The organism is Tardiphaga sp. 866_E4_N1_4, assembly GCF_052076075.1.
Classification (GTDB): Bacteria; Pseudomonadota; Alphaproteobacteria; order Rhizobiales; family Xanthobacteraceae; genus Tardiphaga; species Tardiphaga robiniae.
Genome location: NZ_CP197242.1, coordinates 4,662,559 through 4,682,711 on the forward strand (window position 1 = coordinate 4,662,559; position 20,153 = coordinate 4,682,711).

A 20,153-nucleotide genomic window follows, 5' to 3' on the forward strand; every position below is an offset into this window, starting at 1 on the left:
ATTTCGCGTCCGGCTGTTACGCCGCACTGGATGTGTCAAAAGGATCTACCGCCGCACGAGATGTCGTATCCGACGAGGCAAAAGCTACAATATGCCGTGACTCGCGCGCAAGAGTCGGGCATGCCGCGTCCACATGCTTCTGCAAATAAAGCTGCAAAATCGGCTTTTTCTGCGACTCCGTGTGACTCGAAAGCCGCAGTGCGCGGTTGACAGTCTTCACAGCACACATAGAATAATGCCCACGTGCCGCCCGAGAAGGGCGGCACGTTTCGTTTCTAGGGTCCGTTGTTCGATTTCGCACAGTTGTCATCGACGCGGCCGCAGTCTTTTCGATCGGATCGGTTATGACCAGCAACGCAACGTCTTCGCCCCTCTCTCAGGCTCACTTGCTGCCTGTTTTCGCGCGTGCGGATGTCGCTTTCGAGCGCGGTGAAGGCGCGTGGCTGATTGGAACCGATGGCGAGCGCTATCTCGACTTCACCAGCGGCGTTGCCGTGAACGCGCTGGGCCATGCGCACCCACATATGGTCGCCGCATTGCAGGAGCAGGCCACCAAGCTCTGGCACATGTCGAACCTGTTCAAGAGCCCGGACGGCGAGCGCCTCGCCGCGCGGCTGTGCGAACAGAGCTTTGCCGACTTCGTGTTCTTCGCCAATTCGGGTGCGGAAGCGATGGAATGCGCGATCAAGGTGACCCGCCACTATCATTTCTCCAAGGGCCACCCCGAGCGCACGCGCATCATCACCTTCGAAGGCGCGTTCCATGGCCGCACCCTCGGCACGCTCGCAGCGACCGGCGCTGCCAAATATCTCGAAGGCTACGGCACGCCGCTCGACGGCTTCGATCAGTTGCCGCTCGGCGATATCGAAGCGGTGAAGAAGGCGATCGGTCCGAACACCGCCGGCATTCTCATCGAGCCGCTGCAGGGTGAGGGTGGCGTGCGTGCGCCGAGCAACGCGTTCTTCGGCGCGCTGCGCGAACTCTGCGACAAGAACGGCATCCTGCTGATCTTCGACGAAGTGCAGACCGGCATGGGCCGCACCGGCGAGTTGTTCGCCTATCAGCGCATCGGTGTGACGCCGGATGTCATGTCGCTGGCCAAGGCGCTCGGCGGCGGCTTCCCGATCGGTGCGTGCCTCGTCACGGCGGAAGCGGCCGAAGGCATGGCGCCCGGCTCCCATGGTTCGACCTTTGGCGGCAATCCGCTGGCGGTCGCTGCTGCGAATTCCGTGCTCGATATCATGCTGAAGCCCGGTTTCTTCGACCATGTGAAGAAGATGTCGCTGCTGCTCAAACAGAAACTCGCGGGCGTGGTCGACGGCCACCCTGATGTGCTCAGCGAAGTGCGCGGCGAAGGTCTGCTGATCGGCCTCAAGGCCGTGGTGCCGGCTGGTGATCTCGTGGCCGCATTGCGTGACGCGAAGCTGCTGACGGTTGGCGCCGGCGACAATGTCGTGCGCTTCCTGCCGCCGCTGATCGTCAGCGAGTCCGAGATCGAGCAGGCCGTGCAGCGGCTGGAACAGGCCTGCGTGGCCCTCGGTTCATCTGCCAAGACGCAGGGAGCCGCGTGATGAGCACGTCACCGCGGCACTTCCTCGATCTCACGGCCGTGCCGGCCAGCGAGTTGCGCAATATCATGAACGCGGCTGCCGCCATGAAGGCGAAGCTGAAAGGGCGGGATGGCTCGAATGCCGAGCCCGATCGTCCGCTCAAGAACAAGACGCTGGCGATGATCTTCGAGAAGCCCTCGACGCGCACCCGCGTATCGTTCGAGGTCGGCATGCGCCAGCTCGGCGGCGAAGTCGTGATGCTCACCGGCGCCGAAATGCAGCTCGGTCGCGGCGAGACCATTGCCGACACCGCACGCGTACTGTCGCGCTTCGTCGACATCATCATGATCCGCATCCTCAATCATGACTCGCTGATGGAGCTCGCGGAGAATGCGACGGTGCCGGTCATCAATGGCCTGACGCGGTTCTCGCATCCCTGCCAGGTGATGGCGGACGTGATGACCTATGAGGAGCACCGCGGCCCGATCAAGGGCCGCACCGTGGCCTGGACCGGCGACGACAACAATGTGCTGATGTCCTGGGCGCATGCGGCCGAGCGCTTCCAGTTCAAACTCAATATCGCGACACCGCCGCAGCTGTCGCCGAAGAAGCCGTTCAAGGACTGGGTCAAGGCGGCAAACGCGCCGATCACCTTCAGCGACGATCCCGATGCGATGGTGAAGGGCGTCGATTGCGTCGTCACCGACACCTGGGTGTCGATGGGCGACAAGGACGGCGAGACCCGCCATAACCTGTTGAAACCCTATCAGGTCAATGCGCGCCTGATGTCACTGGCCAAGCCGGACGCACTCTTCATGCATTGCTTGCCGGCGCATCGCGGCGAGGAGGTCACCGACGAGGTCATCGACGGTCCGCAGTCGGTGGTGTTCGACGAGGCCGAAAACCGTCTGCATGCGCAGAAGGGCATTCTGGCCTGGTGCCTCAACGCGGTGGCGTGAGGCGCGATCAGCGATCGAGTTCTGTCGCGGCCAGCTCGGCCACCTGAAAGTCGATGCTCGCCGGATCGTCGTCGCCGAGGAACCATGCGGCCGAGAGGCCGGTCCATGCCAGGACCCATTGCAGCAAGCGATAGCGATCGAGTTTGGCCGCGTCGCTGACGACCTCGACACGCCGCTGGAAACGGCCTGGCAAGGTTGAGACCGGGCGCGTGGGGTCCGAGAGATCCGGGTTGGTGAAAATGTTGGCGAAGTCGAAGCCGCGCTCGCCGATGATGTGCTTCGGATCGATGGCAAGCCAACCACGCTCCCCGAAGTCCAGCACATTGTCATGGTGGAGGTCGCCGTGCAGTACGGTCACCTCGCGCGGGTCGTCCAGCAAAGCGTTGGCCGTTTCGGAACAGCGACGTAACAGGCCGCCATGGGTCGCTGCGGCCGGCGCGAGTTCGCGGAACCAATGCTGCAGCGGTACCAGCGGAGGCGGCGATTTTTGCCTTGGCCGGTGCAACCGCGCCGCCACGGCGCACAGGATGCGCGAGGCTTCGTCGTCCTGTCCACCACGCGCCATGTCGGAGAGCGAGGCCGGCCCTTGTGCGCGTTCCATCAGCAACGCGTCGTCATGGCGGGCCAGAACCCGCGCGGCGCCGTCGCCGTCCCACCATTCCAGTACCGCGCTGCCGGCGCGTTCGTCCTCGCCCCTGGCCAGTTTCAGCATCGCCGGCTGGCCCCGATGCAGGACTGGCAGCAAATATCCGGCGTGGGAGGTAATGGCCGTGCCGTCCGGGACGAGGTGCCATCGCCTAAGGTAGGTTTCAAACATCGTTCGCTTATACTTGGTAGATATTTCATCCGAGCGGGGGCAAATCGTCGCCGGATGCCTTGTATTCGTTCGGACATTTGCCCCTTTGCGGGGTTTCGATTTCAGCTCCTCGCCCTTACATAGAGCGCCATGACCCCATCAAATCCAAATCTCCAGCCCGACGCCCCCATCCGCGCGCCGTCCTCCGTTCCGGTCGATGACGCGGTGCTGCCCTTCGAGGTTGCCCCGCTCGATCTGCGCGGGCGGCTGACGCGGCTTGGCCCGGCGCTCGACGAGCTGCTCGCCAAGCATGATTATCCCGCGCCGGTGGCCAAGCTGCTCGGCGAGGCCATCGTGCTGACCACGCTGCTCGGCTCCTCGCTGAAATTCGACGGCCGCTTCATCCTGCAGACCCAGACCGATGGTCCGGTGTCGCTGATGATCGTCGACTTCCGCGCGCCGGATAAAATGCGCGCCTATGCGCGGTTCGATGCCGAGCGCCTTTTGCCCGGTCTCGGCACCGCGGCGCTGCTCGGCAAGGGCCATCTGGCGATGACCGTCGATCAGGGGGCGGATATGAGCCGCTATCAGGGGCTCGTCGCGCTTGACGGCGGTACGCTGGAAGATGCCGCACATGAATACTTCCTGCGCTCCGAACAGATTCCGACCAAGGTGCGCCTCGCCGTCGGCGAGGAATGGCGCAGCGGCGAGGAAGGTGGCCCGACACATCGCTGGCGCGCCGGTGGCATGCTGCTGCAGTTCCTGCCAAAGGCGCCGGAGCGCGTGCAGCGCGACCTCCATGCCGGCGATGCGCCGGAGGGCGCGGAGGTGGATGCTGTGCCGGAAGATGACGCCTGGGTCGAGGGCCAGTCGCTGATTGGCACCGTCGAGGATGTCGAGCTGATCGATCCCGATCTGTCCGGCGAGCGGCTGCTGTATCGCCTGTTCCACGAGCGCGGCGTCCGCGTCTTCGCCTCATCGCCGCTGCGCGCGGAGTGTTCCTGCTCGCGCGATGCCGTGTCCGGCATGCTCAAGAGCTTCGAGCCGCAGGACCGCGCCGACATGGTCAAGGACGACAAGGTCGTCGTGACCTGCGAGTTCTGTTCGTCGGTGTATGAGTTCACACCGCAGGAAGCGGGCGTGGAATAGGCATTCGCCCGCGTCACGCCCCGCTGTCATTCCCCGGCACACCAATTGTTGCGGCGAGGAAACTCAATCCACACTCGTCATTCCGGGGCAGGACGGACCGCGAAGCGGACCGGACTGAGCCCGGAATCTCTAAGTGTTTTGCGGTGAACAGGTCGGGATTCCGGGTTCGCCTGCGCGAAGGCGCGCAGCCGCCCCGGAATGACGAACGTGGGACAAGCCCGCACCAAACATTTTTTCCTATCCTCGGTTGACAGCATCTCCATCAGGTTTATATTCCCCCTCGTCCTGCCCCACCGAGAGGGGCGATCGCGATCGTCACGTTCGCGGGGTGGGATGCGGTGGACGCCGGAGATGCGGCGTCACGCGGTTCATGGGGGAACGTCTGTCTTCGGGCAGGACGGATCTGCGCCAGCACTGCCACTGGCAAGGAGACGGCCGACCTTGAGATGGAAAGAGCCCTGGACAGTGTGACGGACGACCAAATCGAAACGCGTTCGGCCAAGAGCTTGAGGCTACCCTGTCCCTCCGCCCTGGGACACTAATTTTGGTGATGGGGCCGTTCGCCAAGGCAGATGTGCAGGCAACCGAAAAAACACCGCAGGCGGAACGTCGGGCAATCGCTCGGCGCCTCCGAAAGTCCTGATGCACACTACTCTGCGGAAGACCGCATTCGCATCAGGCCCAAGGGTGCAACGGGCACCCGGCGTTCCGCACGCCCTCTCACAGGGGGCGGGAATGCAAGCAACGACGGCGCCCCCGCGCCGCAAACAATGGGGGCGATGACGCATGTCTGAAGGACAGTGGCTGTTTGACAGTTGAATCTGCGATGAGGCCGTAGGATGGGTAGAGCGCAGGCGCATCTTGCGCCGGAGCGAAACCCATCACCAACATCAACATACGGTGGTGATGATGGGTTTCGCGAAGACGCTCTACCCATCCTACATTTCTACGGCGGTCGCCTAATTCAGCACGCGCTTTCCGTCCGGTCCGTCCAGCGAAAACAGCGGCACGTCGATCTCGAACGGCTCGCCGGTATCGGTCACCATCTGATAGGTGCCTTCCATGAAGCCGGACGTTGTCGGCAGCGGCACACGCGATGTGTATTCGAAGCGTTCGCCGGGGCCGAGCACGGGCTGCTCGCCGACGACGCCTTCGCCGCGCACTTCCTGCATGCGGCCGGATGCATCGGTGATGATCCAGTGCCGGGTCTTCAACTGCACGGTCTCTTTGCCGGCATTGGTGATGACGACCGTATAGGACCAGAAGAACTGTCGCTTCTCCTGCGACGAGCTTTCAGGCATGAAATTCGGTTCGACGGTGACTTCGATCTGTCGTGTTATGGCGCGGTACATGGCGGTGTCATCGTTCAAAATGCGTCGCAAGCATAGCGAAAAACACGTTACCGGCCAAATCCAGGGAAAATCGGCGTGGAGTGCTGCGCGGAACGGCGGCAACCCATCGCGGTTTCAACATAGTTACCCCATAATCGATCCCTGATTTGGCTATGACGTGACGGATCGCCCCATGCAGATGGCCTGCGTGGTGTGGGGCGGTCGATTTTCATCATGCGACGATTTCCGTTGAGCGGTGCTGAATGACCTCTGTTGCCGACCCGATTGCCGGCCTGCCCCACGCAGATGCGTCCTCCCACGTGTCCGCGTCGCGCGCCTCGACGCGTGCCGATGCCGTGTCGTTTCCCGTCGCAGGCACCGAACGCGAATTGCGCCTCGATCTGTTTCGCGGGCTGGCGCTGTGGCTGATCTTCATCGATCACCTGCCGCCGAATATCCTGACCTGGCTGACGATCCGTAATTACGGTTTCAGCGACGCCACCGAGATCTTCATCTTCATCTCCGGCTATACCGCCGCTTTCGTCTATGGCCGCGCGATGCAGGAGCAGGGCACGCTGGTGGCCAGCGCGCGCATCTTCAAGCGCGTCTGGCAGATCTATGTCGCCCACGTCTTCCTGTTCACGATCTTCCTCGCGGAAATCTCCTATGTTGCGACGCGGTTCGAGAACCCGCTTTATTCCGAGGAAATGGGGATTCTCGATTTTCTCAAACAGCCCGACGTGACCATCGTTCAGGCGCTGTTACTGAAATTTCGCCCGGTCAACATGGACGTGTTGCCGCTCTATATCGTCCTCATGCTGTTCCTGCCGCCGATCCTCTGGCTGATGCGGCGCCGCGCCGATCTCACGCTGGCGCTGTCGGTCGGTCTTTATGCGCTGACCTGGGAATTCGACCTGCATCTGACCGCCTACCCGAATGGCGTCTGGGCCTTCAATCCGTTCGCCTGGCAGTTGCTGTTCGTGTTTGGCGCCTGGTGCGCACTGGGCGGCGCCGTCAGGATGTCGCGGATACTGTCGTCCAACATCACGCTATGGCTCTGCGTGGCCTATCTTCTGGCGGCGTTCTGGGTGACGCTGACCTGGTACATTCCGCAGATCCACCATCTGCTGCCGAAGGTCATCGAGCAGTGGATGTATCCCATCAACAAGACCGATCTCGACGTGCTGCGCTTCGCCCACTTCCTGGCGCTGGCGGCGCTCACCGTCCGTTTCCTGCCCAAGGACTGGCCGGGGCTGAAATCGGTCTGGTTGCGGCCGATGGTGCTGTGCGGCCAGCACTCGCTCGAAATCTTCTGTATCGGGGTGTTCCTGGCCTTTGCCGGCCATTTCGTGCTGGCTGAGGTCGCCGGCGGAGCCGGCATGCATGCCTTGGTCAGCTTCCTCGGCATAGTTGTTATGTCAACCGCCGCCTGGGTGTTTTCGTGGTACAAGGGCGTCACTGTCAAAGGCGGATCCCGCGCCAAACGATCCGACGCGGATCTCGCAGGAGGGGAAGCATGAAGGCCGTTCTGCGGCTCACGATGCTGGCTGGCCTGCTGGTGGCGGCTCCTGTCCGGGCCGAACCGCCCGCGCATACCTGTGAGGTTCCCGCCTACCTCCTGACCTCCGAAAGCACTCTGCCCAAGGTCCAGGCTGCGGCCAAACCGGGTGGAAAGCTCGATATTCTGGTCATTGGCAGCCGATCCTCGGTGATCGGGGTCTCAGACCACTCCGCAGCCTATCCGAACCGCCTACAGGCCTATCTGAAGGAGAAGCTACCGGGCGTCGAGGTGAACGTGGCACTGGAGCTGCAGGTCAAGAAGACAGCCGAGGAAATGGCCCCGACCCTGGAACAGCTGGTGACGGACAAGAAGCCGAACCTGGTGATCTGGCAGACCGGAACCGTGGATGCCATGAAACAGGCCGACGCCGACGACTTCCGGAACGCCCTGGATGAGGGCGTTGCCGCCATGCAAAAGGCCGGAACTGACGTCATTTTAATGAATCTGCAGTACAGTCCGCGCACGGAGACGATGATTTCCGGCTCTGCCTACCTAGATAACATGCGTGTGGTGGCGCAGCAGCACGACGTCCCGCTGTTCGACCGTTTCGCCATCATGCGGCACTGGAATGAGAGCGGTGATTTTGACCTGTTCAGCGCGTCGCCCGGCATGGAGCTGGCGAAGCGGGTGCATGATTGTCTTGGCCGGGCGCTTTCGACCTTTGTCGTCGATGCGGCCAAGATCAAAGCAGCGGATTTGAGGATTCAGCGTTAATGAGTTTCGTCGGCCATTTGTCTCGCTTTGCTGTCGTCGCTGCCTTTGCTGCCTCTACGACTCTCGCACTCCCGATCTCATCGTCCATCGCGCATGCCGAAGCGGCGCAGGCCGCCCCGGCTGACGGCAAGGGCGCTGACCAGAGCGTTACGGTGAATGATCCCGCGGACGCCGCGAAGAAGGGCGTTGCTGCGAAGGCCATCGACAGGGTCAAGGAAGTCGCAAAGACCGCGACCGATATCTTGAGCCGCGTCCCCTGCCGCACACCGAAAGGCGGCATGAAGGCGATGGGCGCGCTGCCGCATGTGGCCAGCAAGCTCGTGGCCGGCAAGCCCGTGGTCATCGTTGCGTTCGGCTCGTCCTCCACCGAAGGCTACGGTTCGACAGCGCCGGAATTCACCTATCCGAACCGCCTTGCAGCGCAGCTGCATCGTGCTTACCCGTCGGCCAACATCACCGTGCTCAACCGCGGCAAGGGCGGCGAAGATGCGCCGGAAATGATGGCGCGGCTGCAGAGCGAAGTGATCAATTCGAAGCCTGACCTCGTGATCTGGCAGGTTGGCACCAATGCGGTGCTGCGCAATCTCGATCCCGGCGAAACCAGCAAGATGGTGGAAGACGGCGTCGCCCGCATTCAGGCGGCGGGTGCCGATCTGGTGCTGGTCGATCCGCAATATTCGCCGCTGGTGAATACGCGGCCAGAGGGCACCAGCAAGATGGTCTCGCTGCTGCATAAGGTGGCCGAACTGCGCAAGGTCGGCATCTTCCCGCGCTTCGAAGTGATGAAGGAATGGCACGAAGGCCAGCAGATGTCCTTCGACAGCTTCGTCATTGCCGACGGCCTGCATATGAACGATTGGGGCTATGCCTGCTTCGCGCAGTTGCTGGGCGACAACATCATCAAGTCGGTCGGCCAGGTGAAGCTCGGCATCAACGAGCCGCAGATTCAGCAGGCGCAGAAGCCGCTGTAAGTTCGAAGAGGGGCGAATGCCTCTCAGCCGTCATTGCGAGCCCGCGAAATTCGCCTTCGGCGATTTTCGCTGAGCGAAGCAATCCAGTCTTGCTTGAAAGAAAGTCTGGATTGCTTCGTCGCTAGTGCTCCTCGCAATGACGATGGAGAGATTGGCTACGCCTTCGCCAGTGCCGCCTGAAGATCCTCGATCAGATCGTCACGATGCTCGAGGCCGGCCGAGAAGCGGATGAAGCCTTCGGTGATCCCGAGTTCGAGTCGCGCCTCCAGCGGCAGACGCTGATGCGTCGTCGTCGCCGGATGCGTGACGAGGCTCTTCGCGTCGCCGAGATTGTTGGAGATGCGGGCCACTTTCAGCTCGTTGAGGACGCGGAACGCCGCTGTCTTGCCTCCCTTTACCTCGAAGCCGATCAGCGTCGAACCCGCACGCATCTGCTTCTTCACCGTTGCCGCCTGCGGATGATCCTCGCGGCCCGGATAGATCAGCCGCGAAATCTTCGGATGCTGGGCGAGCACATCCGCGATCGCCGCGGCCGTCTGGGTTTGCCGCTCGACGCGGATCGCCAGCGTCTCCAGTCCCTTCACCAGCGTCCACGCATTGAACGGTGAGATCGAGGGGCCGGTCTGGCGCAGATAGTTGTGAATGTGCTCGTCGATGAAGTCCTTCGACGACAGGATGATGCCGCCGAGGCAGCGGCCCTGTCCGTCGATATGCTTGGTCGCCGAATACACGACGACATCTGCACCGAGCGCCAGCGGGCTCTGCCAGAGCGGCGTCGCGAACACGTTGTCGACGATCAGCCGCGCACCGCCGGCATGGGCGATGTCAGCGATGGCTGATATGTCGAGCACGTCGAGCGTCGGATTGGTCGGGCTTTCGAGAAACAGCGACTTGGTGTTCGGGCGCATCGCCTTCTGCCACTGGTCGAGGTCGAGTCCATCGACAAGCGTGAATTCGATGCCGTAGCGCGGCAGCAACTCTTCGATGACGTAGCGACAGGAGCCGAACAGCGCCTTGGCGGCGACGACGTGATCGCCCATGCGCAGCGGCGCGAGAATGGCGGTGGTCACGGCGGCCATGCCGGTGGCCGTCGAGCGTGCAGCCTCCGCGCCTTCGAGGTCGATCATGCGGCTCTCGAACATCGACGTATTCGGATTCGAAAAGCGCGAATAGATGAAACCGGGATCTTCGCCCTTGAACCGCGCCTCGCAGGCTTCTGCGGTCTCGTAGATGAAGCCCTGCGTGAGGAAGAGGGCTTCGGACGTCTCGTTGAATTGCGAGCGCAGCGCGCCGGAATGAACGAGCCGGGTTTCGGGGCGATAGGACTTCGTAGACATGTGACCTCCAACGTACCCGCGTAGCACGGGCACAAAAAAACCGGCCTGGACGGACGTCCTCAGGCCGGGATCGCATGCTGGAAGGACATGTGTCCCCGGCCTGTTTAGCGACTTATTTTACGTGGCTGCAAGCCGGCCGGCTCAAATCACCACGGGATAACGATGTGCATATTCCCGCTTGCCCTTTTCGTCAAGGCGGGGCTGAGATAACCGGTAAAGTCGCTATTTTTCAGTGTATTCTCGCTGAAGGACGACCGAAGGACGAGACCTGTGCCGTTTACGCTTGCCCCCGATGCCGATGGAATTCTGCCCGACCGCATGATTGCGGCGATGGCCGATGCCGGCCTGATCCTGCCGGAATATCCCTTCGTCGAGAGCCAGATTCAGCCCGCCAGCCTGGATCTGCGGCTTGGCTCCATCGCCTATCGCGTGCGCGCCAGCTTCCTGCCGGGGCCGAATTCGACGGTCGCCGAGCGCATCGACGAGCTGAAGCTGCACGAGATCGATCTGTCCGATGGCGCGGTGCTCGAAACCAACTGCGTCTACATCGTGCCGCTGATCGAGAGCCTAGCGCTGCCGCCGAACATCTTCGCTGCCGCCAATCCGAAGAGCTCCACGGGACGCCTCGATGTGTTCACGCGGGTGATTGCTGATGGCACCAGACGGTTCGATGTGATCGGTGCGGGCTATCACGGGCCGCTTTATGCCGAGATCAGCCCGAAGACATTTCCGGTATTGCTGCGCGAAGGCTCGCGCCTGTCGCAGGTCCGTTTCCGGGTCGGCGATGCGGTGCTCGACACCGAGGCGCTGGAAGAACTCCACGCGCAAGAGCCGCTGGTCGACAGCGACACGGCCGATCTCAACAATGGCCTCGCACTGTCGGTCGATCTGTCGGGCGAGAACGCCTCGGGCTTCGTCGGCTACCGCGCCAAGCGTCATACCGGCGTGGTCGATATCGATCGTCGCGGTGGCTACAGCGTCAATGAATTCTGGGAGCCGATCTCGGCGCGCAAGGACGGCACGCTGATCCTCGATCCCGGCGAGTTCTACATTCTCGCCTCCAAGGAAGCCGTGCAGGTGCCGCCGGACTACGCCGCCGAAATGGTGCCGTTCGATCCGCTGGTCGGCGAATTCCGCGTCCACTATGCCGGCTTCTTCGATCCCGGTTTCGGTCATGATGGCGCCGGCGGCAAGGGCTCGCGCGCCGTGCTGGAAGTGCGCTCGCGCGAAGTTCCGTTCATTCTCGAACACGGCCAGATCGTTGGTCGTCTCGTCTATGAGCGTATGCTGGATCGTCCGGATGCCCTCTACGGCCAGCGCATCGGTTCGAATTATCAGGGCCAGAGCCTGAAGCTGTCGAAGCACTTCAAAGTCTGATCGCTCACCGCTCCGAGTAAGCAAGAAAAAAGGCCCGCATTGCTGCGGGCCTAAGTTTTTTCTGGAGACGAAGTAGACGATAGATCGTCAGGCTTACTGAACGAAGCCTGCGCCGAAGTTGCCCAGATTGAAGCGATAGTTCAGGCCGGCCTTGATCGTGTGCTCGTCGTTCTTGAAACCACCAACGGCGAGGGTCGGCGTGATGAAGTTGACGTTGCCGAAGTCGTAATACTGGTACTCGACCTTGCCCGACCAGTTCTGGGTGAACAGATATTCGAGACCGCCGCCAACCGTGTAGCCATCGCGGCCACCATCGCCGGCAAAGCCGTTGGTGAAGCGCGAGTCAGCCCAGGCGTAACCGCCCTTTACGTAAAGCAGGGCCGGACCCCAGGTGTAACCGAGACGACCGGTGACCGAACCGAGGCCGCGATTGTCGAAGTTGCTGCTGGTGGAGAGGAAGCTGTAATTGGCTTCAAGACCGAACACCCAGTTCGGGGCGAACTGGTAGTCGTAACCACCCTGCACACCGCCCATGAACGTGCCGTCATTGCTGCCGCCGAGCAGGTTGTTGTCGTTGCCCGGGAACGCGCCGCCGATGTGACCGCCGATGTAGAAACCGGTCCAGTTGTAGATCGGAGCAGCCGGAGCATAGGCCGGAGCCTTGGTGTAAGGGCGCGCAGCCAGGTCAGCAGCGGACGCCGGAGCGGCCAAAGCGACGAGGGCCAGAGCAGCGGTAGACAATAGAAGCTTCTTCATCAGGTGTTCCTTCTCAATCCCGACGGGGGATGACGAAAGGCAACCTAGACTATTGCGCAGTGATTGCTGTCACACGCGTGCAACAGCACCTTAAACGAAAAAGGCAGCTTTGGCGACCACGTCGCGCTTAGGACACAGCATTGCCCAAATTGATTCAGGAACTTTTCACAATGTGCGATTTCGTTTCAATCACGTTCGGATTGAGGCGCTGGAACACGACAACCGTTGATCAGCCACGGTAACGCAACGCTTCAACCAGCGCCGCGAATGCGGATGTCGGTTGTCGGCGGCTCGGATAATAAAGGTGATAACCCGAGAACGGCTGGCACCAATCGTCAAGCACTTGAACAAGCCGGCCTGAGGCAATGTGCTCGCGCACGCGATCCTCCGGCAAATAGGCCAGCCCCAGTCCGTTCAGCACCGCCTTATGGCGCAGCGACATGTTGTTGAACACGATTTGGCCATCGACGCGCACTTTCAAGGCGCGCCCACGCTTCTCGAACTCCCACGCATAGAGGCCGCCCATGGTCGGCAGACGGATATTGATGCAGTCATGCGCGGTGAGGTCCTGCGGGCGTTTCGGCAGCGGTCGTTTGGCGAAATAGGACGGTGCGCCGACCACGACCATGCGAAAGTCCGGTCCGATGCGGACGGCGATCATGTCTTTTGCGACCTGTTCGCCCAGGCGAACGCCCGCGTCGTAGCGTTCCGCAACGATATCGATGAGGCCGTAATCGACGACGAGTTCGGCCTTGATGTCGGGATAGCGCGGCAGCAGCTTGGCGAGGGCGGGCCAGATGATCGTTTCGGCGGAATGCTCACCGGTGGTGATGCGGATGGTGCCGGCCGGCTTCTCGCGCAGCTCCGTGACCGCCGCGAGTTCGGCGTCGATCTCTTCCAGCTTGGGGCCGATCGTCCGGATCAGGCGTTCGCCAGCCTCGGTCGGCGCCACGCTGCGGGTGGTTCGGGTGAGGAGCCGCAGTCCAAGCCGCTCCTCAAGACCGCGAATGGTGTGGCTGAGCGCGGATTGCGAGACGCCAAGCTTGGCGGCTGCGCGCGTGAAGCTCGCCTCCTTCGCGACGGCAAAGAAGGCGAGGAGGTCGTCGATTGTCTGGCGGGCCATTCATGAATCCGGCTGATAAGTGCGTGCAGATTATATCATCTAGTCTCATGGGCGCACGATCTCCAAATGTCGCATGTCGGCGGCAAAATCCCACCAGTCCGGGAGCCGCTCATTCGCCGGATGGCACAGGAGATCTGACATGAAGACACGCAAACTCGGACGCAGCGGACTGGAGGTCTCGGCCATCGGTCTCGGCTGTATGGGCATGAGCTTCGGTTACGGGCCTCCGGCCGACACAACAGAAATGACCGCGCTGATCCGCGCGGCGGTCGAACTCGGCGTCACGTTCTTCGACACCGCCGAAGTTTATGGTCCGTTCACCAATGAAGAACTCGTCGGCGCGGCGCTCGCGCCGGTTCGCGATCAGGTCGTCATCGCCACCAAATTCGGCTTCAGGCTCGATCCCGCCACCGGTCAGCAGATTGGTCTCGACAGCCGACCCGCGCATATTCGTGAGGTCGCCGAAGCATCGCTCACGCGCTTGAAGATCGATGCCATCGATCTGTTCTACCAGCATCGCGTCGATCCCGACGTGCCGATCGAGGACGTGGCCGGCGCGGTGAAGGACCTGATCCGCGAGGGCAAGGTGAAGCACTTCGGCCTGTCCGAACCGGGTGTGACGACAATTCGCCGTGCCCATGCCGTGCAGCCGATTACTGCGATCCAGAGCGAGTATTCGTTATGGACGCGCAGTCCCGAAAAGGAAGTGCTGCCGACGCTCGAAGAACTCGGGATTGGCTTCGTGCCCTACAGTCCGCTCGGCAAGGGCTTTCTCACGGGCGCCATGAACGAGAGCACGACGCTCGACAGCGGAGACTTCCGCAATATCTTGCCGCGCTTCACGCCCGAAGCGCGCAAGGCCAATCAGGCTCTTGTCGATCTGCTTGGCGAGATCGCGGCACGGAAGCAGGCGACACCCGCGCAGATAGCGCTGGCGTGGCTGCTGGCCCAGAAGCCGTGGATCGTGCCGATCCCGGGCACCACGAAACTGCACAGGCTTGAAGAGAACCTCGGTGCTGCGGTTGTCGAACTGACGGCTGGCGATCTGCAGGACATCGACAGCGCTGCTGCGAAGATCACCGTGCAGGGCAACCGCTATCCGGACAGGCTGGAGGCGATGACCGGCCGGTAGTCCGCAGGTCACTCGCTGCTTAGGTCTCGCGCCGCTGCCACAGCGCCGTGAGGCCTTCGCGATAGGTCGGAAATGCGAGCTTCACGCCGAGCTCGCGTTTCAGCCGCGCATTCGAGATGCGGTCATTGCTGGCATAGAAGCTGCGCGCCATCGGGCTCATCTCGGCGGTTGCGAAGTCCTGCTCGGGCGGCGGCGCGATTCTCATCAGCGAAGCGGCAAATGTCACGACGTCCTGCGGCGGCGCCGGCTCGTCGTCGCAGAGATTGAAGATGCCGGTCTGCGCGTGATCGAATGCTGCGGCGACAGATGTTGCGATGTCATCCACATGAATGCGGTTGAACACCTGGCCCGGCTTGACGATGCGATGGGCTTTGCCGGCTTTGAGATTTTCCAGCGCATTGCGGCCGGGGCCGTAGATGCCGGCGATGCGCAGGATCGTCGTGCGATCACCAACCAGAGCGCGCCAGCCGGCTTCCGCATCGATACGTGCCTTACGCCGACCCTCGCCAAAGACCGGGGCAGTTTCGTCGATCCAGGCGCCCTGATGATCGCCGTAAACCCCGACGCTGGAGAGATAAACGATGCGCCGGATGCCGCTGGCGGCAATCTCGGAGCCAAAAGTCTGCAGCACGGGATCGCCATCCGCGCCGGGCGGGATCGAGACGAGCAGTGCATCGGCATTTGCGAGACGATCGGCGATGCGGGGATCGGCGACATCAGGGTTGAAGACGAGCGTCTCGATATCGCGGGCTGACGCCAAGGCTGCGGATGTGCCGGCCGTGCGGACGGTGCCGGCAATCCCGGTGAATTGAACGCCATGCCGGGCGATGAAGCGGTTTGCGCTGTAGCCGAGCCCGAAGACGAAAAGACGCACGTTCATTCCATTTCTGCATGAATTCGGGCGCGCCGGCCCATTTCAAGATCATCATTCGGGCTGCAGAGCGTGCCGGTCAAGTGCGCGACACCGCCATCTTTTGTGCTACTGCTCTGCTGCGAGACCGGCGCGAATGCCGGCAGATTTGGGAAGGACAAGGCGATGGCCACCACGCTGGCAGCAGACGCATATGCGCCGCGCTACATCAAACTGAATGCGCGCGACAATGTCGCCATCATCGTCAATGATTTCGGCCTTCCCGCGGGCACCCTGATGACCGGCGGCCTGGAGCTGCGTAACTTCGTGCCGCAGGGGCACAAGGTGGCGCTCTCCGATATCGCAAAGGATGCGCCCATCATCCGTTACGGCGAGATCATCGGTTATGCCCTGGATATGATTTCGGCCGGCGAATGGGTCGAGGAGGCGCGTATCCACATGCCAGATGCGCCGGACCTCGACAGCCTTGAGATTGCCAATGCGGATCCGGAACCGCAGCCGCCTCTGAACGACTACACATTCGAAGGGTTTCGCAATCGCGACGGCTCCGTCGGGGTGAAGAACATTCTCGCCATCAGCACCTCGGTGCAATGCGTCGCCGGCACGCTGGAATTCGCGCTGAAGCGGATCAAGGCGGAATTGCTGCCGCGCTATCCCAATGTCGATGACGTTGTCGCTGTCACCCATGGCTATGGATGTGGCGTCGCCATCAATGCGCCGGATGCCTATATTCCGATCCGCACGTTGCAGAACATCGCGCGCAATCCCAATTTTGGCGGCGAGGTGATGGTGGTCGGCCTCGGCTGCGAGAAGTTGGCGCCGGAGCGATTGTTGCCGAAGGACGATCCCGCCAGCATGATGCGCCTGCAGGACGAGAGTAACCAGAGTTTTGGCGACATGGTGGATACCATCACCACCATGGCCGAAGCGCGGCTGAAGATTCTCAACCAGCGCAAGCGCGAGACCTGCCCGGCTTCCGACCTCGTGATCGGCCTGCAATGCGGCGGCAGCGACGCGTTTTCCGGCGTCACCGCCAATCCCGCTCTCGGCTTCGCCAGCGATCTGCTGGTGCGCGCCGGCGCAACGGTGATGTTCTCCGAAGTCACCGAGGTGCGTGACGCTATCGAGTTGTTGACACGCCGTGCGGTCAACGAGGATGTCGGCCGCGCGCTGATACGCGAGATGGACTGGTACGATTCCTATCTGGCGCGGGGCGGCGCCGATCGCAGCGCCAATACGACGCCCGGAAACAAGAAGGGTGGTCTCGCCAATATCGTCGAAAAGTCATTGGGCTCCATCGTCAAGTCCGGATCATCAGCGATCAGCGGCGTGATTGGTCCGGGTGAGCGCGCGACGACGAAGGGACTGCTGTTTGCAGCAACGCCGGCGAGCGATTTCGTCTGCGGCACGCTGCAACTCGCCGCTGGCATGCAGATGCAGATCTTCACCACGGGACGTGGCACGCCCTATGGGCTGGCGCAGGCGCCGGTCATCAAGGTCTCGACGCGGACTGAACTGGCGAAACGCTGGTCGGACCTGATCGATTTCGACGCCGGCCGCATTGCCAGTGGCGAGATGACCATCGAGGAAGCCGGCTGGGAGCTGTTCCAGCTGATCCTCGACGTTGCCAGCGGCCGCAAGCAGGTGTGGGCGGACAAATGGGGGCTGCACAACGATCTGGTACTGTTCAACCCCGCGCCGGTGACGTGAAGTATTTCAAGTGGGATAGGCGAAGTAATAAAAACTCGTCATGCCCGGCCTCGTGCCATGCATCCACGTCTCGGCCATAAACTCAGGAAGACGTGGATGGCCGGGACAATCAAGTGAAGCCCTCGCTTCGCGCTGCCCGGCCATGACGGAGCTTCGTCAGCGCTCTGGTGTCACTTCAACGCTGCCGCCTTCGCGCCCGATGGCGTCACGCGCCAGACCGTATTGCCGACATCGTCGGCCACCAGTAGTGCGCCCTTGCTGTCGATGCGCACGCCGACCGGGCGTCCCTGCGCTTCGCCACTGTCATTGAGGAAGCCGGTGAGCACATCCTGCGGTTTGCCTGATGGCTTGCCGTCGGTGAAGGGCACGAAGATCACCTTGTAGCCGCTTTGCGGGCGCCGATTCCACGAGCCGTGTTGTCCGATGAAAGCACCGTTCTTCATGTTGGCGGGGAAGAGATCGCCGGTGTTGAAAGTCAGCCCGAGTGATGCTGTGTGTGCGCCGAGTGCGTAATCCGGCGCGATGGCCTTGGCGACCATATCAGGGTGCGGCGGCTGCACGCGGACATCCACATGCTGTCCGTAATAGCTGTAAGGCCAGCCATAGAAGCCGCCATCCTTCACCGAGGTCATATAGTCCGGCACAAGGTCGCTGCCGATCTCGTCGCGCTCGTTGACTGTCACCCACAGCGCGCCGCTTTGCGGCTGCCACGACGGGCCGTTGGGATTGCGCAGGCCGGATGCGAAGACGCGTGAGGCGCCGGTCGCGCGGTCGATCTCGATCACCGCGGCGCGGTCTTTCTCGGCCTCCATGCCGTTCTCACCGACATTGCTGTTGGAGCCGACGGTTGCATAGAGTTTCGTGCCGTCGGGACTCGCCGTGAGATCCTTGGTCCAGTGGTGATTGATCGGGCCGCCGGGCAGGTCAGCCACCTTCACGGCAGGCGTTGTGATCCTGGTATCATTGGTCCTGTAGGGAAACTTCACCACGGCATCGGCATTGGCGACGAAGAATTCGTCGCCCACCAGCACCATGCCGAAGGGTGAGTTGAGCCCTTCGAGAAACGCTGTCCTGGTCTCGGCGACGCCGTCGCCATCCGCGTCGCGCAACAGCGAAATGCGATTTGCCGTCGGCGTACCCGCGCCAGCATGGCCCATCACCAGTTTCATGACCCAGCCCTTGATGCCCTGGCCATCTTCCGGTTTCGGCGGCGCATTGCTTTCTGCCACCAGCACGTCGCCATTGGGCAGCACATAGACCGTGCGTGGGTGATCGAGCCCGCGCGCAAAAGCGTTGACCGTCATGCCGTCCGCAGCCTTCGGCTTGGCCCCCTCGGGCCAGCCGACAGCCTTGGAGACATTGACCGTCGGGATCAGCGACTTGTGGGGCTCGACAAGTTTCGGCGACGGTCCGAAATCCTCGCCGGATGCGATGGTGGATTGTTCGTTGCATCCGGCCAGCGGTAGCGCCAGAGCGACGAGACAGGCGGAAAGCAGGAATTTCTGGCGCATGGAATGTCCTTGTGGCTGACGGAATTCAATGCGCGCGATGCAGGAACGTTCGACCTCCCTGCATGAATTTCATGTGAAGCCGGGGTGATGCGCGGCTATGGTCCTTCCCAATAATCAGGGAAGAAACGATGACCGGACCGACAAATACGAGCGACGAAGGCACATGGACGCGCTGGCGCAGCGTTGCCGATCTCTATCACGCCTATTTCACCGGCCTGATCCTGACCACGGTCACGCGCCGCGGCACGGCAGACGCCGCCGAGTTCATGTTTCGGATATTTCGCCGGCAGCAGCAGGAGCGGTTTCTGCCGGGACTCGTGAAGCTCGGTCTGTCCGGCCTGCCACCCGCGGTCGCTGCGGCCCAGTATCACTATCTCTCGAACTGGATCGGCGGCGTGTCGGTCGAGTACATGTATGAGAGCGACCGCAAGGCCTGGATCCGCTATCCGCCGCCGCGCTGGATCTGGCGCGGCACGGCAATCTGCGGTGTGCCCGGCGAGGTCTCGCGCGCGATGCTGCGCGGCTGGCACGCCAATAATGGCGTCTCGCTCGGCAATCCCCGCATGGGTTTCGTTTGCACCAAGCAGAGTGTCGACGGGCAGGATGGGCTCGAAGGCTATTACTGCGAATACGACCATGATTTGGATATCGATCAGCGTCTGGTGTTCGCGCGTCATCTGGAAGCGCCGTTGTTCGATCCCGCCAAGGCACCCGCGTTGCCGGTGGATAGCTGGCCGAAAGCCCGGCTGGAAAAGGCTTATCGCAACTACGCCATGGAATATGTACGGACCGCAGCGCCTGTGGCGGTTCAACTGTTCGGTCCGGTCGATGCCGGTTATTTGCTGCATCTCACCGGCAAGCTGATCGGCATGCAGTATTTCGACGAGGTCTCCGCGGGCTTCGGCTTACAGCGTGGCGACGCCAAGGTCTTCGCAGAATTTTTGGGCACCTTGTTCGCGGCGCAGGACGATGTCGTGGAGATCAGCAAGTCCGAGGGCCAGTTCGAGATCCGGCAGCAGAGCTGGAAATTGATGGACGGCGTCGCCGACAACAATGCCGCCTGCGCGAGGGCCTTGCAGGGGTTGGTCGAGGGCCTCGCCGCCGGATGCGGTCGCAATATACCCGTCGCGATGACGCCGGCACGAGGTGGTGCGCTCCCGTTCATCTGGTCGGTCGGCTAGCGCCTCGCTCCCTTGATACTGCAGTGCAAATCGAACATCCCCCATGCGTGCGTCGCGCATGGCATTGTCCGCGATCGGTGCTAGGAACGAGGTGTCCGGCAGGCAAGACCGGAAGCTCAGGGAG

The 20,153-nt window shown here is 62.1% G+C and carries 17 protein-coding genes and 1 riboswitch; of the genes, 10 read left to right on the forward strand and 7 right to left on the reverse strand.

Going from position 1 to position 20,153, the window contains the following annotated elements:
* Window positions 1-344: 344 nt before the first annotated feature.
* Entirely contained in the window at window positions 345-1,571 is a 1,227-nt protein-coding gene (locus tag AB8B20_RS22535; protein WP_093758055.1) for an aspartate aminotransferase family protein, read from the forward strand.
* Window positions 1,571-2,509, forward strand: a complete 939-nt coding sequence (gene argF / locus AB8B20_RS22540; protein ID WP_068737593.1) for an ornithine carbamoyltransferase — start codon at window positions 1,571-1,573, stop codon at window positions 2,507-2,509. Before AB8B20_RS22535 ends, argF begins: the two co-directional genes overlap by 1 nt.
* Before the next feature lie 7 nt (window positions 2,510-2,516).
* Here argF and AB8B20_RS22545 read toward each other — a convergent pair whose 3' ends face one another.
* Window positions 2,517-3,326 (reverse strand): aminoglycoside phosphotransferase family protein, encoded by an 810-nt coding sequence (locus AB8B20_RS22545; RefSeq protein WP_439073518.1) that lies wholly within the window; start codon window positions 3,324-3,326, stop codon window positions 2,517-2,519.
* Between the two features lie 129 nt (window positions 3,327-3,455).
* Between AB8B20_RS22545 and AB8B20_RS22550 the strand changes: the two genes are divergently transcribed.
* Window positions 3,456-4,454, forward strand: a complete 999-nt coding sequence (locus tag AB8B20_RS22550) for an Hsp33 family molecular chaperone (RefSeq protein ID WP_089266767.1) — start codon at window positions 3,456-3,458, stop codon at window positions 4,452-4,454.
* Between the two features lie 959 nt (window positions 4,455-5,413).
* Here the strand turns inward: AB8B20_RS22550 and apaG are convergent.
* Entirely contained in the window at window positions 5,414-5,806 is a 393-nt protein-coding gene (apaG, locus tag AB8B20_RS22555; RefSeq protein ID WP_089266768.1) for a Co2+/Mg2+ efflux protein ApaG, read from the reverse strand.
* Window positions 5,807-6,048: 242 nt separating this feature from the next.
* Here apaG and opgC point away from each other — a divergent pair, with 242 nt between their 5' ends.
* Genes opgC through AB8B20_RS22570 form a run of 3 tightly spaced genes read left to right on the forward strand, consistent with a single transcriptional unit; the run spans window position 6,049 to window position 9,031 of the window.
* On the forward strand, window positions 6,049-7,305 hold the full coding sequence (gene opgC / locus AB8B20_RS22560) for an OpgC domain-containing protein (RefSeq protein WP_439073516.1): 1,257 nt from the start codon (window positions 6,049-6,051) through the stop codon (window positions 7,303-7,305).
* Window positions 7,302-8,060, forward strand: coding sequence for an SGNH/GDSL hydrolase family protein (locus AB8B20_RS22565; protein ID WP_439073515.1), 759 nt, complete (start codon window positions 7,302-7,304; stop codon window positions 8,058-8,060). Before opgC ends, AB8B20_RS22565 begins: the two co-directional genes overlap by 4 nt.
* Window positions 8,060-9,031 (forward strand): SGNH/GDSL hydrolase family protein, encoded by a 972-nt coding sequence (locus tag AB8B20_RS22570; RefSeq protein ID WP_439073514.1) that lies wholly within the window; start codon window positions 8,060-8,062, stop codon window positions 9,029-9,031. The genes AB8B20_RS22565 and AB8B20_RS22570 overlap by 1 nt, the downstream gene beginning before the upstream one ends.
* Window positions 9,032-9,186: 155 nt before the next feature.
* On the opposite strand, the gene AB8B20_RS22575 is transcribed toward AB8B20_RS22570, so the two are convergent.
* On the reverse strand, window positions 9,187-10,368 hold the full coding sequence (locus AB8B20_RS22575; protein WP_093758062.1) for an O-succinylhomoserine sulfhydrylase: 1,182 nt from the start codon (window positions 10,366-10,368) through the stop codon (window positions 9,187-9,189).
* 83 nt (window positions 10,369-10,451) lie between these two features.
* Window positions 10,452-10,531: riboswitch (SAM riboswitch) on the reverse strand.
* 107 nt (window positions 10,532-10,638) lie between these two features.
* Here AB8B20_RS22575 and AB8B20_RS22580 point away from each other — a divergent pair.
* On the forward strand, window positions 10,639-11,745 hold the full coding sequence (locus tag AB8B20_RS22580; protein WP_068737579.1) for a 2'-deoxycytidine 5'-triphosphate deaminase: 1,107 nt from the start codon (window positions 10,639-10,641) through the stop codon (window positions 11,743-11,745).
* 93 nt (window positions 11,746-11,838) lie between these two features.
* On the opposite strand, the gene AB8B20_RS22585 is transcribed toward AB8B20_RS22580, so the two are convergent.
* Window positions 11,839-12,501: an outer membrane protein gene (locus AB8B20_RS22585; protein ID WP_184512957.1), complete on the reverse strand. Its 663-nt coding sequence runs from the start codon at window positions 12,499-12,501 to the stop codon at window positions 11,839-11,841.
* Between the two features lie 229 nt (window positions 12,502-12,730).
* Entirely contained in the window at window positions 12,731-13,624 is an 894-nt protein-coding gene (locus AB8B20_RS22590) for a LysR family transcriptional regulator (RefSeq protein WP_439073513.1), read from the reverse strand.
* A 139-nt stretch (window positions 13,625-13,763) separates the two neighbouring features.
* On the opposite strand from AB8B20_RS22590, the gene AB8B20_RS22595 reads away from it, so the two are divergent.
* The gene (locus AB8B20_RS22595; RefSeq protein ID WP_439073512.1) at window positions 13,764-14,756 is read left to right on the forward strand and encodes an aldo/keto reductase; all 993 of its coding nucleotides are present in this window, start codon (window positions 13,764-13,766) and stop codon (window positions 14,754-14,756) included.
* A 19-nt stretch (window positions 14,757-14,775) separates the two neighbouring features.
* Here AB8B20_RS22595 and AB8B20_RS22600 read toward each other — a convergent pair whose 3' ends face one another.
* Window positions 14,776-15,630, reverse strand: a complete 855-nt coding sequence (locus AB8B20_RS22600; RefSeq protein ID WP_439074052.1) for an SDR family oxidoreductase — start codon at window positions 15,628-15,630, stop codon at window positions 14,776-14,778.
* 162 nt (window positions 15,631-15,792) lie between these two features.
* On the opposite strand from AB8B20_RS22600, the gene garD reads away from it, so the two are divergent.
* The gene (gene garD, locus AB8B20_RS22605) at window positions 15,793-17,337 is read left to right on the forward strand and encodes a galactarate dehydratase (RefSeq protein ID WP_439073511.1); all 1,545 of its coding nucleotides are present in this window, start codon (window positions 15,793-15,795) and stop codon (window positions 17,335-17,337) included.
* A 170-nt stretch (window positions 17,338-17,507) separates the two neighbouring features.
* Here the strand turns inward: garD and AB8B20_RS22610 are convergent, their stop codons facing one another.
* A complete protein-coding gene (locus AB8B20_RS22610) occupies window positions 17,508-18,848 on the reverse strand; it encodes a PQQ-dependent sugar dehydrogenase (protein WP_439073510.1) in 1,341 nt (446 codons plus the stop codon).
* A gap of 128 nt (window positions 18,849-18,976) precedes the next feature.
* Here AB8B20_RS22610 and AB8B20_RS22615 point away from each other — a divergent pair, with 128 nt between their 5' ends.
* Window positions 18,977-20,029 (forward strand): hypothetical protein, encoded by a 1,053-nt coding sequence (locus tag AB8B20_RS22615; protein ID WP_439073509.1) that lies wholly within the window; start codon window positions 18,977-18,979, stop codon window positions 20,027-20,029.
* The last annotated feature ends 124 nt before the right edge of the window (window positions 20,030-20,153 follow it).